Genomic DNA, 17,137 nt, shown 5'->3' on the forward strand with positions numbered 1-17,137 from the left:
CCGGCCTTAATCAGCCGCGAAGGGCGCCTATCCGGAACACGAATTCCCAAGGCGCACGGAATCTCCTACAGTCGTGCTGTCGCCCGTGGGCGGAGATCGGCCACCCCGATCGCCGGACCGCGCGGCGGCAGCGGCCGTCCCGGCACCCCGGGGCCGCATGGCAAACCGTAGGAGACTCGCAAATTGATCGACCACCTGGATCACCTGGTTCTGACCACCACGGATGAAGCGGCCTGCGTGCGCTTCTACGTCGATATCCTGGGCATGCGCCTGGAAACCTTCGGCGAAGGGCGCAAGGCCTTCGTCTTCGGCAACCAGAAAATCAATCTGCACCTCAAGGGCCGCGAGTTCGAACCGAAGGCGCACCTGCCCGTACCGGGTGCGCTGGATCTGTGCTTCATCGCGGCCGTGCCCCTGGACCAGGTCATCGCGCGCTTGCGCGAACACCAGGTAGCGATCGAGCAAGGTCCCGTCATGCGCACCGGCGCCACCTCGCGGATCCGTTCCGTCTATGTGCGCGACCCGGATCTGAACCTGATCGAGATCTCGGAGCTGGTGGTATGAGCGCGCCCGCCGCCGACGCGCATGCCGACCGGGAGGAAGGCATACCGCCTTCGCCCACCGACCAGCCGTTGACCGACGACATCCGCCTGCTGGGCCGGCTGCTGGGCGAAGTGATTCGCGAACAGGAGGGCGACGACGCCTATACCCTGGTCGAACAGGTCCGCCAGCTTGCCGTGGCCTTTCGCCGCGACGACGACGCGCAGGCCGACCAGACGCTCAAGCACCTGCTGCAATCGCTGCCCGGCATCATGCTGGTCTGCGTGGTGCGCGCCTTCACCTATTTCAGCCTGCTGGCCAATCTGGCCGAAGACCGCCACTACATCCGCCGGCGCGTCGCGCATGAGCGCGGTGGCGATGTGCGGGAGGGCAGCATCGAAGCCATGATGGCGCGCCTGCGCGCGGCCGGCGTCGGCGCCGCGCGCATCTCCCGTACGCTGGCCGAAAGCCATGTATCGCCGGTGTTGACCGCCCATCCCACCGAGGTGCAGCGCAAGAGCATCCTGGACGCACAGCGCGCCATCGCGCAATTGCTGGCCGAGCGCGACGACATCCGCGGCCGCGGCCTGGCGGGCGGCGCCGCCGATGCCCTGCTGGCGCGCGAGCTCGAGTCCAACGCTGCCCAGCTGCGCGGCCGCGTCATCCAGCTGTGGACCACGCGCCTGCTGCGCATGTCCCGCCTGACCGTCGCAGACGAGATCGAAAACGCGCTCAGCTACTACCAGACTACTTTCCTGCGCGAAATCCCGCGCCTGTACGCCACCCTGGAACGCGAGATGCCGGACCAGCCCGTCGCCAGTTTCCTGCGCATGGGCCAGTGGATAGGGGGCGACCGCGACGGCAATCCGAATGTATCGGCCGACACGCTGGCTTATGCCCTGAAGCGCCAGTCGGAAATCGCCCTGCGCCACTACCTGGCGGAGGTGCACCAGCTGGGTGGCGAGCTGTCCATGTCGAACTATCTGGTCGATGTCGCTCCCGAGCTGCAGGCGCTGGCCGACCGCTCGCCGGACGACAGCGCGCATCGCCGCGATGAGCCGTATCGCAAGGCGCTGTCCGGTGCCTACGCCAGGCTGGCCGCCACCCTGCATGCGCTGACGGGCGCGCAGGCCGCGCCGCACCCCGTCGCGCCGCAGCCGCCGTATGCGCGCCCGGAAGACTTCCTGGAAGACCTGGCGGTCGTCGAGCGCTCGCTGGACAGCCATCATGCCGGCGCCCTGGCCGCGCAGCGCCTGCGGCCCCTGATACGGGCAGCCAGCGTGTTCGGCTTTCACCTGGCGACGGTCGACCTGCGGCAAAGCTCGGACAAGCACGAGGCCGTGGTAGCCGAACTGCTCGCGGCGGCCCGACTGCATGCCGGCTATGCCGGGCTGGACGAACAGGCGAAGGTGGATCTGCTGTTGAAGCAGCTGAACGATCCACGCCCGCTGCGCGTACCAGGCGCCGGATACTCCGAGCTGGCGCGCGGCGAGCTGGCCATCTTCGAAACGGCCCGCGTCATGCGGGAACGCTATGGCCGGTCCGCCATCCGCCACTACATCATCAGCCATACCGAAACGGTCAGCGATCTGCTGGAAGTCCTGCTGCTGCAGAAAGAGTCCGGGCTGATGCGCGGCCTGCTGAGCGAAGACGCGCAAGCCGAGCTGATCGTCGTGCCGCTGTTCGAGACCATCGAGGACTTGCGCAATGCCACCGCCATCATGCGTGGCTTCTATGCCTTGCCGGGTGTGTTCGAGCTGGTGCGGCGCAGCGGCGCCGAGCAGGACATCATGCTGGGTTATTCCGACAGCAACAAGGACGGCGGCATCTTCACCAGCAATTGGGAGCTGTATCGCGCCGAGATCGCGCTGGCCGCGCTGTTCGATGAGCTGGCGACCCGCGCGCCGATCAAGCTGCGCATGTTCCATGGGCGCGGCGGCACGGTGGGGCGCGGGGGCGGTCCCAGTTACCAGGCCATCCTGGCGCAGCCGCCCGGCACCGTGCGCGGGCAGTTGCGGCTGACCGAGCAGGGCGAGGTGATCGCATCCAAATATACGAATCCGGACATCGGCCGCCGCAACCTTGAAACCCTGGTCGCCGCCACGCTGGAATCGACGCTGCTGCAGACCCAGCAGCGCGCGCCGGACGCCTTCCTGGATGCTGCGGCGTCCCTGTCGGACGCCAGCATGCGGGCGTACCGCGCACTGGTCTATGAAACTCCGGGTTTCCACGACTATTTCTTCGGCTCCACGCCCATCCGCGAGATCGCCGAATTGAACATCGGCTCACGCCCGGCATCGCGCAGCGGCGGCCAGCGCATCGAGGACCTGCGGGCCATTCCATGGGGATTCAGCTGGAGCCAGTGCCGGCTGACGCTGCCCGGCTGGTACGGGTTCGGCTCGGCGGTGCAGGCCTACGTCGAAGGCGCGGGGGGCGGCGCCGACGCCGCCTGGACCTTGCTGCGGGACATGTATCGCGACTGGCCTTTTTTCCGTACGCTGCTGTCGAACGTGGACATGGTACTGGCCAAGTCCGATCTGGCGCTGGCCTCCCGCTATGCCGAACTGGTCGAGGACACCGCGCTGCGCGATCGCATCTTCCCGGTCATCGAGGCCGAATGGCACCGCACCGCGCAAGCGCTGTCCCGCATCACCGGCCAGGATGCCCGGCTGGCGGGCAATCCAGTGCTGGCGCGCTCGATCAGCCATCGCTTTCCCTATCTGGATCCGCTGCACCACGTGCAGGTGGAACTGATGCAGCGCTATCGCGAAGGACGGGGCGACGCCGTCGTCAAGACCGGCATCCATATCTCCATCAACGGGATCGCGGCGGGACTTCGCAATAGCGGTTGACCGATGCCGCACCGCGCGACATGTCGGCCTGCACGCCCTTCACGCAGGCCGACAGATGCTTGCCGAGCAGGGCGCGGCGCGCCGGATCCATGCGCGGGGAAATGGTGGTGATGAACACCGCGGCGGTCGGCATGCCGCCTGGCTGGCGGATATGCATGCCGATCGCGCTGACGCCGTTGGCCGCCACGCCATCGTCCAGCGCATAACCGGTTTCGCGGGTACGGCGGATGGAGGCGCGCAGCGAGGCGACGCTGAAATTCGGATACCGGGCCAGCTTGTGCTCGATGGCGTCCAGCGCGATATCGACTTCCTGGTCGCTCATCGCCGCCAGGATGGCCAGGCCGCCCACCCCGATCCCCAGCGGATGGCGGTCGCCCACGCCGGAGGTCAAGGTCTGGATGGGGAAGTTGCCGGCGATGCGGTCCAGGCATACGGTTTCAAAACCGCTGCGCGCGACCAGGAATGCCATGTCGCCGGTCTGCTCGGCCAGCCGCCGCAGATGCGGATGGCAGGTTTCCCGCAGATTGTTCTCGGGCAGGGCGCACAGGCCCAGCTCGTAGATCAGCGGTCCGAGCCGGTAGCCGCGCTGACCGGGGATGCGCACCAGCATGCGTTCGCTGACCAGCCGCTGCAGCAGGCGATGCGCGGTGGATTTTTCCATGTCGGCACGCCGCGCCAGATCGATCAGGCGCAGATGCTGCGACGGGCTGCTGGCGATCAGGCGCAGCAGGTCGACGGCGCGGCCCACGGTACTGGCCGGCGTAGCTCGGTTTTGCATGGTTCGTATAAACCGCCCGGGGCGGTCTTCCAGGACGTCATACAAATTTCCAGATACTGGGAATGCATCGGCGCGGTCATGCCGCCGGGATCTTTCCGGCGGCGGGTGCCTCTTTTCAAAATATCATGCGCCGCGCGCGCGACAAACCTCTTTTTTTCGTCGCGCCGCACCATCGGCCTTCGCGCCGCCGCGGTTTTACTAAATGGGAAAAAGCGGCCGAAAGGTTGACGCGCATTTTGGCCGGTTCCAATATCGCCCTGACAACGCGCACGGCCACGCATGAGCCGGCGCATCCATGGGGAACGAAGGCGCCGCGGCGTGGGCGGACCGCCTTCCACAGAGGGTCGTCGCAATGGACAGGATCTTCGTCTGGGCCGCCGGGTTCATGCTTTCCCTGGCGCTTGCCACCGGTGCAACCGTAGCCCGCGCCGCGGGTTATCCCGATCATCCGATACGCATCATCGTTCCGTATCCCCCCGGCGACCTGGCCGATGTGATCACGCGCCTGTTGGGCAACGATATGTCGCAGTCGCTGGGGCAGTCCATCGTGGTGGAAAACCATCCGGGCGCCTCGGGCCTCATCGGCTTGCAGGCGGCCGCGCGGGCCGAGCCCGACGGCTACACCCTGGTCATGGGACAGATGGGCGCGGTCGTCGTCGCGCCGTTGACCAACGACTGGCCCATCGACGTGCGCAAGGCGCTGGAACCGGTGGCGCTGGCCTATACCAACTACATGATGCTGGTGGCCAAGCCGGACTTTCCCGCAAAAACGCTGCCGGAGCTGATCGCGTACTCCAGGCAGCATCCGGGCCGCGTGCGAGTCGGCACCAATGGCGAGGGCGGCTTTCCGCACTTGTCCATGGAGCTCCTGAAGGAAAAGGCGGGGTTCGACTTCACGAATATCCCGTACAAGGGCAGCACCCAGATCATGTCGGACCTGATGTCGGGGCGCGTGGAGCTGACCGTGTTCGGGTACTCGGGCCTGTATCCCTACGTGCAGGACGGCCGCCTGATCGCGCTGGGCGTGACCGGCCGCAACCGCGCGCCCAACGCGCCCAATATTCCGACCTTCGGCGAAACCGTGCCGGGCTACGAGGCGCTGGGATGGTTCGGCCTGTTCGCCCCGGCGGGCACCCCGCCCGACGTGGTGGCAAAGGTGAACAAGGCGCTGAACAAGGCCGTCGCCGATCCGCAGGTGCAAGTCCAGGCGCAGCGCCTGGGGCTGGATGCGGCCACCGGCACGCCGGCCCAGTTCGCGAAGGTCTGGTCGGATGACTACGCCAAATGGGGCGGCACGATACGCAAGCTGGGCCTGGAAAAGAAGAAGTAAAACGGAATCAAGGAGAAGCGCAGCATGACTGCCAAGGAACACCCCGCGCCCAAGTACGAGCCGTTCGGCTGGCATCACTGGCCAGACGATTTCTGGATGTCATACCAGTTCCGGCGCGGCCTGGGCGAAACGCAGGAGGGCGGCGGCGCGGTCAGCGAGGTCTTCCAGGCCGCCACGCATATCGTCGCCGGCGATTTCGAGACCTGGTACAGCGCGTGGCGCCACATCGCGGATCGCAACGCACGGCGCGGCGATGCGGCCTTGCAGGAAGGCCATGTCCGTACGGCCATGAATTGCTGGCTGCGCGCGGCGAACTACTACCGCGAGGCCGAGTTCTGGCTCAAGGCCGACGACCCGCGCCGCCTGGACGCCTTCACGCAAGCCGAGCGCGCGTCGGCCCAGGCGTTCACGCGCATGGACCCGCCGGCCGAAATCGTGGAAATTCCCTACGAAAACGGCAAGACGCTGCCGGCGTACTACGTACGTTCCGCCAATGGCGGCGCGCGCCAGCCGGTGTTGATTTCCGTGGGTGGCCTGGATTCGTACAAGGATGAGCTGTGGTTCATGACGGGGCGCGGCGCGGTCCAGCGCGGCATCTCGGTGCTGATGGTGGACGGGCCGGGGCAGGGCGGCGCGCTGCGGCGGCACGGCCTGACCACGCGCCATGACTACGAAGTTCCCATCGGCCGCTGCATCGATTGGCTATCGGCGCGTCCGGACGTCGACGCCAGCCGCATCGCCGTCAGCGGCTCCAGCCTGGGTGGCTACTATTCCGCCCGTGCGGCCTCCATGGATGCGCGCCTGGCGGCCTGCATTTCACACGGCGCCATCTGGGATATCCACGAGCGCTGGAAGGCGCGTGACGAAAACCACGGATTGGCCAGCCACATCAAGTGGGTGTTCGGCGCCAGTAGCATGGCCGAAGCCACGGAGATCGCGCGCCCCTTCACGCTCGCGGGCGTGCTGGAGCACATGAAATGCCCCTATCTGATCATCCACGGCGGCCACGACGTGCTGGGCGTGGAAGAGGTCAGGAAAGTCCATGACTATGCGATCGCGCATGGCATCAAGGCCACGCTGAAGCTCACCAGCGCGGAAGAGACCGGCGCCGAGCACTGCCAGCACGACAACCCTACCCTGGGCCAGGAACTGATGCTGGATTGGCTGGCGGATGTCTTCGGCATCGACCAGGCCCGGCTGTCGTTCTTTCCGGGATAGGAGAAACAGATGAGTCATTGGTTCGAGTATTTTCCCAGCAACCACATGTGGTCGCAGGGCATGATGTTCGGCATCGAAATGGCGGGCTGGGGCGCGGCGTCGATCAGCGAAATCGACCAGATCGGGCAAAAGCTGCGTGGCCATGAAGGCGACAACGAGCGCTGGTGGAAGGAATGGGTCGAGATGGCCCGGCGCATCGAAGGGTTCGGCGATGAAGAAGAGGCGCGCGGGCACCGGCTGACGTCGGGCGCGTACTACCTGCGCGCCGCGGTCTATTACTTCTGCGGCGAACGCTTCATCGCGCCTTCGGACCGCAAGTCGCAGACCTACCGCGATTGCCTGCGCTGCTTCGCCAAGGGCCTGGAGCGGCGCTTCCCGCAGATCACGCGTGCCGACGTGCCTTATGAAGGCACGACGCTGCCGGCCTGGTGGCTGCGCGCCGACGTCGACGGCCCGGCGCCGACGGTGGTGATGTTCGACGGCCTGGACAACGCCAAGGAAATGAGCGTGCTGTTCGGCGGGATCGAGATCGCCAAGCGCGGCATCCACGTACTGGCCATCGACGGACCGGGGCAGGGCGAGGCCCTGCGCCTGCAGGGCATACCGAGCCGCTACGACTACGAAGTGCCGGCCGGTGCGGCCTACGACTGGGTTGCCGCGCGGCCGGAGGTGGATCCCAAACGCGTGGCCGTCATGGGCTTTTCCATGGGCGGCTACTACGCGCCGCGCGCGGCCGCCCGCGACCACCGCTTCGCGGCCTGCGTGGCCTGGGGCGGCCATTTCGATTACCACGAAGCCTGGACGCGTCGCCGGCGCATCATGGAGTCGGGCGGCACGAAGATATCCGCGCCGAACTTCCAGCTGCCCTGGGTACTGGGCAAGCCCGACATGGACGCCTGCATGAAGAAGCTGGAGGACTACCGGCTCAAGGATGTCGCCCCGGACCTGCTGTGCCCGTTCTTCTGCCTGCACGGCGAGAACGACACCATCGTCCCGGTCGAATTCGCCCAACGCCTGTATGACGCCGTCGGCGCCAAGAACAAGACGCTGCGCGTGCTGACCGCCCATGAAGGCGGCAGCGAGCACTGCCAGGAGGACAACCGCCAGGTCGGCGCCAACATCGTCGCCGATTGGCTCGCGGACAATCTCTGACCCGACGTCTGCCTGCAGGCGATCGCTCGCGCCCCGCCACGATTTTCAGGCCAACACGACGTCCACGCCCGTGCGGCGCCAGCGGCGCAGCTCTTTCTCGAAGTCGGCATCCGCGTGCGCGTTCGTGACGATGCGGCCGATTTCCTTTGGGCTGGCGTAGCGCACGCGGCTCACTACGCCGACCTTGCTGTGGTCGGCCAGCAGGATCCGTTCGCTGGCTTGCGCGGCCATCGCCTGGGCCACCGCCGCTTCGTGATGGGCGTAGCTGGTGGCCCCATGCGTGGCGCTCAGTCCCACGGGCGATAGCAGGGCCAGGTCCGCATGGTAGCGGGTGATCTCGTTGATGGTGCTGCCGCCATAGGTGGCGGGCACGTCGCCGTGCGGCGATCCCCCCAGCAGGATGACTTCATGGCGCGGGGATTCTCCCGCACCGGTGCGCCGCGCCAGCGTCATGGCGATTCCGAGCGAGTTCGTGATGACGGTCAATCCGGCCATACCGCACAGCGCTTCGGCCAGGTAGCCGGTGGTGGTCCCGGCATCCATCAGGATGACTTGTCCTGGCGCCAGCATCGGCAGCACGGCGCGGGCGATGGCCCGCTTCTCGCGCGCGCGCAGGTGCTGCCGTTGGGTGAACGGAGGTTCGGCATGGGCGGCCGTCGTCACCACCCCGCCATGCACGCGCCGCAGCGCGCCCTGTGCTTCCAGTTCCACGATGTCCCGGCGCACCGTCTCGCGCGAAACCGACAGTTCCCGCGCCAGCCGTTCGGTACTCATGCGCGCGTAGGCGCCGAGCAAGGCCTGGATGCGGGCGATGCGTTCTTCCTGCAGCATATCGGTCAAGTCGTGATCGGTTGCGCCTGCAAGGCGCCGCGCCACGAAGCACCGTGGCGCGGCGTCCTTGCCGTCAAAGGTCTTCCATGCCCATCGCGGGATCGCTCAGGCCGTCCTTGCCCGTTTCGACGCGGCCCGCGAAGCGGCGGGACCAGCCGGGCTGTTCGGCGCAGGTGACGGCGAAATCGTACCACCGCGCGCTGTCCTTCAAGTCCCAGTGGACGTCCTGGCTGGCGCCGGCGGCCACCGTCAGGTTCCATGGCCCGTCGTTGCGATAGGCCTTTGCCCGCACGGTCAGGTGCACGTCCTTGCCCCCGGTATTGAGGGCGGTCAGATAGACGTTGCCGTTCGCCACGTCGTAGCAGACGCGGATCTCCGGCACGCCGGCACCGGTGGCGGCTTGCGCCGACAAGTCCCCCGTGTAGCCCCGATGGTAGCCGTTCGCTCCCAGCACCCACAGGTCGTACCGGCCCTCATCCAGCGACTTGGCGTCCCAGCTGTCGTCCAGCTGCTTGCCCGCTTCGACCACATAGCGACGCGGGACACGGTCCAGGTGCAGGCGGTCGTACACATGGAAGACGGCGGCGGCGGAGCCCGTATTGGCGAAGATCAGGCTTACCTTGCCGCTGGCCGCATCGGTGCGGGCGCTGGTGTGCAGTTCATACGGCAGGGCGCGCGACGGCCGCGTCCCGGTGCCCTGGCGCGGCAGGTTCTGCGGCGTGGGCAGGGCAACCTGCCCGAGCGCGTCCTGGGAAATGCGCAGCGTGTCGGCATCGTTGCGGGTGCGGCGGCCGTCAAGCGCGGGCAGCGGATCCTCGTTGGGCGTGGCGAAGTTGAAGGCCGTGGTCAGGTCGCCGAAGACGGCGCGGCGATACGGGCTGATCTGCGTCTCCGCCACGCCGAAGCGGGCTTCGAGGAAACGCAATACGGACGTGTGGTCGAACTGCTGGGAATTCACCCAACCGCCGCGGCTCCAGGGCGAAATCACATACATGGGAACGCGCGGACCGGGGCCATAGCAATCGCCGTCGGGCGGGGGCATCGACGTGTTCGGCACCGCGGGATGCGTGTAGTACTCGTAGGACATGTCGCCGGCGCTCAGGGTCGACTTGCCGAAGGTCGTGCCCGATGTCGTGTCGAGCGAAGGCGCGCATGGCGGCGGCACGTGGTCGAAAAAGCCGTCATTTTCGTCGAAGTTGATCAGCAGCACGGTCTTGGACCAGACTTCCCGATCGGCGGTGAGCGCGTCCAGCACTTCCTGCACGTACCAGGCACCCTGTACCGGACTGGAAGGGCCGGGGTGTTCCGAATAGGCTTCCGGCGCGATGATCCAGGAGACCTGCGCCAGCTTGCCGGCCAGGATGTCCTGTTTGAACGTTCCCAGGAAGCCGCCGTCCGGCATGGTGTTGGCGATGCCCTTGTAGAGCGGGTTGTTGGCATCGTCCGTGGCCGGATTGTAGGGCGGGTTCACCGGTACGTCGTGGTACACCGGCTTGCCCGAGCGCAGGTTGGCGTCGCGATACTGCTTGAAGCCGATGAGCGAGTTGTCCGTGAAGTTATCGGGCATGTTCTGGTAGACCATCCACGACACGCCGGCCTGCGTCAGCCGCTCCGGGTAGGTCGTCCAGTTGAAGCCCGTGGTGGCCAGGTTGGTGGTGGTATCCAGGCCATCCCAGACGTTGTTCACCACCACGTGGGCCGCCGGCGTGGTGGCGCCATTGGTGCCGGTCCAGAAGAACAGGCGGTTGGTGTTGGTACCGCCGTGCAGCGAGCTGAAATACCCGTCGCACAGCGTGAAGGCATTGGCCAGCGCGAACTGGAAAGGCACTTCCTGCTCGGTGAAGTAGCCCATGGACTGTTGTTTCTTGAAGCGCGGCCACTGGTACATACGGCCCTTGTCCCAGGCATCGCGCGCGTCCGTCCAGCCGTGCGGCGTGCCGCTCACGCGTTGCGCGTTGCCGCGCGTCTGGTCCAGGTGGTAGGGCAGGATGGGCTTGCCGTTGGCATCGAGTTGCTGCCATACGTTCAGCGCATTGGGCACCGGGATGGTGAAGCGGTCGCCGAAGCCGCGCACGCCGGCCAGGGTGCCGAAGTAGTTGTCGAAGGAGCGGTTTTCCTGCATCAGGATGACGACGTGCTCGACGTCCTTGATGGTGCCCGAGCGATTGTTCGCCGGGATGGCCAGCGCGCGGCGGATGCTGGGCGGGAACATGCTCAGGGCGGTCAGGGACGCGGTGGCGCCCAGGCTGTTGCGCAGGAACTTGCGTTTGGCGTTGTTGATCATTGTCGGGTCGCGAATCGGTTGTGGCGCAAAGGCCTTCATGGCGGACGCGGTGCCGCCAGGCTCACTATCGAAAGGGGGAGGGTGCGGACGCTACGGCGCGCAGTGCAGCACCGGCGCGGGCGGCTGGTCCGGCGCCGGTTGTGCGGGGGTATCTGGAGTCGTGGGTGTGTCGTCGTCATGGTCGCCGCCGCACGCGGAGAGCGAGCAGGCAACGGCGACGGCGGCCAGCAGCAGGGGCCAGCGCGAGGCGGGACGGGCGCGAGAAGGTCGGGTAGAGGTCGGTTTCATGCGGCGAGGGAGGCGGGTTGCGGAAACGGCCATCGGGACGATGGCCGCGCTCGGCGTGGTGGCGCGTCGAAACGCACTCAAACGCACAAGTCCAAAAAAGTGCAACCGCATGATCGGCCAGTGAGGTGACATGGCCGTGACAGGAGCGCGCGAGAGATTCAGCCGGCGCGTGCCCCGGACGCCTTCACGACGCGGCCCCAGCGATCCACCTCGGTAACGAGGAACTGGCGAAAGCCGTCGGGCGTGCTGCCCGTCGCGATCAATCCTTCATCCATCAGGCGGCTGCGGTTCGACGCGTCCGCGAGTATGTGTCCGGTGGCTTCGGACAGGCGGTCCGCCAGGCCGCGGTCCATGCCCGCCGGGCCCAACAGCCCATACCAGGCATTGAAATCGTAGCCGGGCAGGGTGTCCGCGATGGGCGGAATGTCCGGCAGGGTTTCCATGCGCTTGGCGCTGCTTACGCCCAGCGCTTTGAGCGTCTTGCCTTGCAACTGCGGCCCGGCCAGCGCCGCGCCGGCGAACATCAGCTGCACTTGCCCGCCCAGTACGTCGGTCATCGCCGGCGCCGTTCCTTTGTAGGGCACCAGCACCAGGTCTACCTTGGTCTGCTGCTTCAGGACTTCCGCACAGAGATGGCCGGCCGAACCGATGCCGGGCAGGGCGATGTTCAAGGTACCTGGCCGCGATTTCGCCAGCGCGATCAACTCGGGCACATTGTTCGCCTGGACCGATGGGTGGGCCACCAGGATGGACGGCGCGCTCGCGACGTAGGCGATGGGTTGGAAACTCTTGACGGGATCGAAAGGCAGATTGCCGTACAGCGTGGCGTTGATCGCATGGCTGGTGTAGCAGACGAGCAGGGTGCGGCCGTCCGGGTCGGCGTGGGCCACGGCCTGCGCCGCGATGTTGCCGCCCGCGCCGGGCCGGTTCTCCACCACGTAGGTGCCGGGCACGTATTTGCCCAGCTGCGCCGCGAGCATGCGCGCGACCGTATCGGTGCCGCCGCCCGGCGTGGCGCCGACGATGATGCGCGTGGGGCCGCCCTGCGCACGCGCGAGTCCCGACGCCGCCGCCATGCCGGCGCCCAGCGCGCCCATGAAAGACCTTCTGTCCATGTTGTCTCCTGCCTGCGCGTGTGCCGCGCTGGTATGTTTTTTATTTATCCGGGGCGGGCCGTCAGGCCGTTGCCGACTCGCGCGGGTACGCGGCCACGATGCGTTCCATGTCTTCCTTGAGCAGCTGCGGCTTCCAGGTATCGAAGCGCATGTTCATCGCCTTGGCCTGGCGGCGCTCGTATTCCAGGAATTCCTGGGTGATCGCGCTGCCACGCACGCCGCCGCGCACGGCACCCGCCCGCACGTCGCCGTAGTATTCCTTCCAGTCATCCGCCAGGGGCTGCGAGCCGGGCACCGACAGCCACAGGCGGAACAGGTGGCGCTTGCGGTCCGGCTCGTCGTAGTCCTCGAACGGCGTGCGCGAGTGCAGGATCACAAAGTTGTTCAGGAGCTGCATATCGCCTTGTTCCAGCGTCATCGTGTAGCACAACGCGTCGCTGGGCAGCAGTTCGTCCAGCAGGTCCAGGGCTTGCGTCTGCGCCGCGGTCAGGCGCGGGACTTCGGGAAAGTCGCGCTGCGCCGCGATGGTGTTCTTGCGGTTGGTGCGGGCACTGAAGTATTCGGGATGGCTGCCGAAGATGGGGCAACGGTAATAGGGCGGCTGGCTGGGGTCCTGGGTGCCCTGGTAGCTGTGGAAGAAGGGCGCCTTCAGCACGGGAATGAGATCGGGGCGCCGGCGTTCGACTTCCTGGTACAGGGCGATCGAGCTGACCACCTTGCTGGTGCCGCCCGACTTGGCCGTGCGGCGGCACAGCAGGCCTACGACGTCGCAGGAGTCCTGGTGAAAATCCAGGCCCGCATTGGTGTTGTAGCCGCGGCCTCCCTTGACCTTGTATTCGCCCCCCTCGTTGCGCACGTCGTTCATGAACTGGCTGGCGCGGTTTTGCGTGCGTCCCACCCCCATGTACAGGCTCATGCCCCAATAGGCCAGGCGCGCGTCGTCCTCGCTCCAGACGTCCACCGGAAAGCCTTTCAGCAGGCACATGCCCCAGCGGCCCTGCGTGGTGGCGATGGCCTGCTCGAGTATCCCGCGCGAGGCCGCGGTAAGTGGGAAGTCGGCCTGCTCCATGGCCAGCAGCGGCTTGTTCGACTTGCGCGCATGCGCCAGCGCATCATGGAAACCCTGGACCTGCTCTTCGGTCAGGCGCAGTACCCACGAGCCATCCTCCGCCGCCTGCCGTGCCGTCCAGGCCTGCGGCCGTTGATTCGTTTCCGTGACCTTCATGCGCGCGCTTCTCCTCTCGTTCGATGCGGCGGCGATCCTGCCGCCCGGCCGCGATCCCGGCCGCCAGCGTTGACAGGCCCTAGTCTAGCCACGGAGGCATCATTAGAATAGTGAACTTGTTTGAGGAGCTTCATAAGGAATTTTGATGATGATCAGCGGTTGCCGCCACGCTGCCGCGGGGCGCACAGCATGCGCCAGGCGCGCGCGGCCAGGGGCAGGACGATGAAGCTGGAAACCTTCCGCACGCTGGAAGCGGTGCTGCATAGCGGCACTTTCGCGGGCGCCGCCAAACAAGCCAACGTGACGCCCAGCGCGGTCAGCATGCAGATGAAGCAGCTGGAGCTCTACATGGGCAAGCCGCTGTTCGATCGTTCGGGACTGCAGGCCAGGCCCAATCGCCTCGCGCACGAAGTGGCGGACACGCTGCGCCAGGCCTTGCATGACCTGGAAGCCTTGCGCGCGGGTCATAGCGTGGCCGTGCAGGGCGTGGTGCGGCTGGGCGTTATCGAATCGCTGCAGGCGACGGTGCTTCCCGGCATGATCCGCTTCCTGCGAGAACGCCATCCACGGCTGGAGCTGCGGCTGGCGCGTGGCCGCAGCGCCAGCCTGACGGCGGCGGTCCAGGCGGGGGACGTCGACGCGGCGCTGGTGGCGCAACCGCCCAAGGGGGGCTCGGCCCGCCTGCGCTGGACACCCATGCTGCGCCGCGAACTGGTACTGCTGGCCCCGCCCGCGGCCAAGGAAAACAGCGTGGCCGCGCTGTTCCGCCAATACGACTGGATACGCTATGACCGCCAGACCGTCACGGGGACGCTGGCGAACCAGTACGTGGGCACGCACATCCGCCAAATACGCGGCACGCTGGAATTCGACAGCGCGCCTGCCATCGCCGCGCTGATCAGCGCAGGACTGGGCATTTCGGTGCTGCAAACGCCCGATGCCGCCATGCTGCAAACCTATCCCATGCGGGTGGTCAAGCTGGGCCGCGCCGCGCCGGTGCTGACGCTGTCCCTGGCCACCCGCAAGGTCGACGACGACAACCGCCTGGTGGACGCGGTGCGACACGCCATGCAAGCGGCGCTGGCGTCGTACCAGCGCCAGTTCGCGGTAAGCGGCTGAGCCAGCCCGGTGCCGCCGCCCTGCGGGGCAAGGTGCTCGCTGCTGCCGCGCGTTGGCCGGCATCGAAACGGCAGGGTCGCGACCGGGCGTAATGCCCATCTCGTGCAAGAGTCACATTGAGATCCCGTGCAATTGCCCGTAAGGTGCTTGCTCGACAAGGACTCGAATGACGCTGCGCCGCATGCCCATGGTTGCCTTCCTGATGTGTGCCGCCGTGGCTGCCGCGACGGGCGACACCCAGGCCATGCCCGCGGCCGACGCCGCGCTGCCGCCGAACGAAACAGCGGGCGTGCCCATCCACGCGGGACAGATCGACGCCGCGGTAGGCCAGCTGGACACGCTGGCGCAGGCCATGATGCAGCGCACCGGCCTTCCCGGCATGTCGGTCGCGGTGGTCCACGACGGCCGCGAGGTCTTCGCCAAGGGCTATGGCGTGCGCAATACGGACCAGGCTGGCGAGGTGGATGCCGATACCGTTTTCCAGCTGGCATCGCTGTCGAAGTCCGTCGGTGCCACGGTGGTGGCGCACGAGGTCGGCAAGCAAGGCGTGGCGTGGAACGATCCCGTCGTCAAATACCTGCCGGGGTTCCAGCTGGCCGATCCGTGGGTGACCGCGCACGTGACGCTGGCCGACTTCTACTCGCATCGTTCCGGGCTGCCCGATCACGCCGGCGATGATCTCGAGGACCTGGGCTATGACCGCGGGCAGGTGCTGGAACGACTGCGTCATCTGCCTTTGCAGGCCTTCCGGTCGACCTGCGCATACACCAATTTCGGCGTGACGGTCGCGGCCGAGGCCGTTGCGCGCGCTGCCGGCAGGGACTGGGCAAGCCTGTCGGAGGGGGTCCTCTATAGACCCTTGCATATGGACCGCACGAGTTCGCGCTTCGCCGATTTCGCGGCCGACAGCAACCACGCTCATGGTCACGTCAAGAGCGGCGGCGTCTACCAGCCCAAGTACCAGCGCGAGCCCGATGCGCAATCGCCCGCCGGCGGCGTCAGTTCCAGCGCCAACGACATGGCCAAATGGCTGGCGATGCTGCTGGACGATGGGCATGATGCGCAAGGGCAGCCGCTTATCCCGGCCGCGGCGCTGCTGCCGGCGATCACACCGCAGGTCATTTCGCGGGCGTCCTCGTCACCCACCGTCCGGGCGGACATGTATGGCTACGGTTTCAATGTGAACGTGCAGTCCTCCGGCCGCACCGGCATCAGCCATTCGGGCGCGTTCGCACTGGGCGCGGGCACGGCCTTCTCGATCATTCCGTCGGCCAAGGTGGGCATCGTCGTGCTGACCAACGCCGCGCCGATCGGGGCCGCCGAAGCGCTGAGCGCCGAATTCATGGAACTGGCGCAGTTCGGCCGGATCACGCGAGACTGGTATGCCGGCTATCACGCCTTGTTCGCGGCCTATGCCGAGCCGGCGGGCAGCCTGGCCGGCAAACAGCCGCCGGACGACCCGGCGCCCGCCCGCCAGCCGGGCGCTTATGCGGGCGATTACGGCAATGCGTATTTCGGCACCGCCCACGTCGTGGCGGACGATGCCGGCCTGGCGTTGGTGCTGGGTCCCAGGAATACGCGTTTTCCCATGCGCCACTGGGATGGCGATCGCTTCGTCATCGCGATGCACGACGAGAACCACGAAGAAGGATCGGTGTCCGCCGTGGATTTCAGCGGCGCCGGATCGGACGGCATGGCGTCGATGAGGGTCGAATTGCTGGATACGAACCACCTGGGCACGTTCCAGCGCCATTGACCGGGCGTCGGCCCCCGCTTATTTCCCGGTGGCCCAGTGCGAGTCGCGCATCAGCCGGCTGAAGTCCCTGCGGACGAAATGCGGGTCCTTGTACGCCAGGACGTCCGCCAGGCCGGTGCCTTGGGTGGTTTCCGGACGGTGCTTCAGGCTGTCGTAGAGGGCCTGCATGAAGTCTTCGGCGAATCCCGGCGGATGCGGATGAGCGGCCTCGACGGCGTTGCGTTCCGCCGTGGTGAAGTCGCCATAGCCGGCGCCCACCAGGTCCATGTTGGCCCCTTCGGCAACCAGCGTGGCCAGGGGCGACAGATGCGCGGAAATTCCATTCGTGGTGTGCAGCGCGATGGCGAGCCAGACACCCTGGGCGTCGGCTTCCGCGACGCCGTGGCTGCGCAGGAAATCACGGGCGGCGTTCGCGCCGTCCACCTCGTAGCGCAAATGGCTTTGCCCATAAGCGGCCGTCAAGCCGTAATCATGGAACATGGCGGCGACATACAAAAGTTCCGGGTCGAAGTTCAGCGCCCTGCGCTTTCCGGCCAAGGCGCCCCAGTAATACACGCGCGTGGAGTGCTGGAACAGGAAATCGCCTTCCGCATCGCGGACCAGGCGCGCCGCATCGCGCGCCATCTGGCTGTCGGGAATCGTTATGCCA

13 protein-coding genes are annotated in these 17,137 nt (G+C 66.9%); 7 read left to right on the forward strand and 6 right to left on the reverse strand.

Annotation, left to right across the window (positions count from 1 at the left end; genetic code table 11):
- The first annotated feature begins 183 nt into the window (after window positions 1–183).
- Entirely contained in the window at window positions 184–564 is a 381-nt protein-coding gene (locus AKI39_RS10040) for a VOC family protein (RefSeq protein WP_066635087.1), read from the forward strand.
- Window positions 561–3,392: a phosphoenolpyruvate carboxylase gene (gene ppc / locus AKI39_RS10045; RefSeq protein WP_066635090.1), complete on the forward strand. Its 2,832-nt coding sequence runs from the start codon at window positions 561–563 to the stop codon at window positions 3,390–3,392. Before AKI39_RS10040 ends, ppc begins: the two co-directional genes overlap by 4 nt.
- Here the strand turns inward: ppc and AKI39_RS10050 are convergent.
- Window positions 3,355–4,170 carry an IclR family transcriptional regulator gene (locus AKI39_RS10050; protein WP_066635093.1) on the reverse strand — a complete coding sequence of 272 codons (816 nt, stop codon included), beginning with the start codon at window positions 4,168–4,170 and terminating at the stop codon, window positions 3,355–3,357. The two genes, ppc and AKI39_RS10050, sit on opposite strands and share 38 nt — an antisense overlap.
- A 352-nt stretch (window positions 4,171–4,522) precedes the next feature.
- Between AKI39_RS10050 and AKI39_RS10055 the strand changes: the two genes are divergently transcribed.
- Genes AKI39_RS10055 through AKI39_RS10065 form a run of 3 tightly spaced genes read left to right on the forward strand, consistent with a single transcriptional unit; the run spans window position 4,523 to window position 7,870 of the window.
- Window positions 4,523–5,500: a Bug family tripartite tricarboxylate transporter substrate binding protein gene (locus AKI39_RS10055; RefSeq protein WP_066635094.1), complete on the forward strand. Its 978-nt coding sequence runs from the start codon at window positions 4,523–4,525 to the stop codon at window positions 5,498–5,500.
- A 24-nt stretch (window positions 5,501–5,524) separates the two neighbouring features.
- Window positions 5,525–6,718 (forward strand): alpha/beta hydrolase family protein, encoded by a 1,194-nt coding sequence (locus AKI39_RS10060; protein WP_076879687.1) that lies wholly within the window; start codon window positions 5,525–5,527, stop codon window positions 6,716–6,718.
- Window positions 6,719–6,727: 9 nt separating this feature from the next.
- Window positions 6,728–7,870 carry an alpha/beta hydrolase family protein gene (locus AKI39_RS10065; protein WP_066635095.1) on the forward strand — a complete coding sequence of 381 codons (1,143 nt, stop codon included), beginning with the start codon at window positions 6,728–6,730 and terminating at the stop codon, window positions 7,868–7,870.
- A 45-nt stretch (window positions 7,871–7,915) separates the two neighbouring features.
- On the opposite strand, the gene AKI39_RS10070 is transcribed toward AKI39_RS10065, so the two are convergent.
- From AKI39_RS10070 to AKI39_RS10085, 4 genes are all read right to left on the reverse strand, one after another.
- Window positions 7,916–8,701 carry a DeoR/GlpR family DNA-binding transcription regulator gene (locus AKI39_RS10070; RefSeq protein ID WP_066635097.1) on the reverse strand — a complete coding sequence of 262 codons (786 nt, stop codon included), beginning with the start codon at window positions 8,699–8,701 and terminating at the stop codon, window positions 7,916–7,918.
- A gap of 73 nt (window positions 8,702–8,774) precedes the next feature.
- Window positions 8,775–10,985 (reverse strand): phosphocholine-specific phospholipase C, encoded by a 2,211-nt coding sequence (locus tag AKI39_RS10075; protein WP_066635100.1) that lies wholly within the window; start codon window positions 10,983–10,985, stop codon window positions 8,775–8,777.
- A 446-nt stretch (window positions 10,986–11,431) separates the two neighbouring features.
- On the reverse strand, window positions 11,432–12,388 hold the full coding sequence (locus tag AKI39_RS10080) for a Bug family tripartite tricarboxylate transporter substrate binding protein (RefSeq protein WP_066635102.1): 957 nt from the start codon (window positions 12,386–12,388) through the stop codon (window positions 11,432–11,434).
- 61 nt (window positions 12,389–12,449) lie between these two features.
- The gene (locus AKI39_RS10085; protein WP_066635105.1) at window positions 12,450–13,613 is read right to left on the reverse strand and encodes a TauD/TfdA family dioxygenase; all 1,164 of its coding nucleotides are present in this window, start codon (window positions 13,611–13,613) and stop codon (window positions 12,450–12,452) included.
- Between the two features lie 222 nt (window positions 13,614–13,835).
- Here AKI39_RS10085 and AKI39_RS10090 point away from each other — a divergent pair, with 222 nt between their 5' ends.
- Together AKI39_RS10090 and AKI39_RS10095 are read left to right on the forward strand one after the other, a co-directional pair.
- Window positions 13,836–14,732: a LysR family transcriptional regulator gene (locus AKI39_RS10090; RefSeq protein WP_066635108.1), complete on the forward strand. Its 897-nt coding sequence runs from the start codon at window positions 13,836–13,838 to the stop codon at window positions 14,730–14,732.
- Window positions 14,733–14,898: 166 nt separating this feature from the next.
- Entirely contained in the window at window positions 14,899–16,488 is a 1,590-nt protein-coding gene (locus AKI39_RS10095) for a serine hydrolase (RefSeq protein WP_066635111.1), read from the forward strand.
- Window positions 16,489–16,506: 18 nt separating this feature from the next.
- On the opposite strand, the gene AKI39_RS10100 is transcribed toward AKI39_RS10095, so the two are convergent.
- Entirely contained in the window at window positions 16,507–17,112 is a 606-nt protein-coding gene (locus AKI39_RS10100) for an HD domain-containing protein (RefSeq protein WP_066642661.1), read from the reverse strand.
- Window positions 17,113–17,137 lie beyond the last annotated feature (25 nt).

This window comes from Bordetella sp. H567, assembly GCF_001704295.1.
Lineage (GTDB): Bacteria > Pseudomonadota > Gammaproteobacteria > Burkholderiales > Burkholderiaceae_B > Bordetella_C.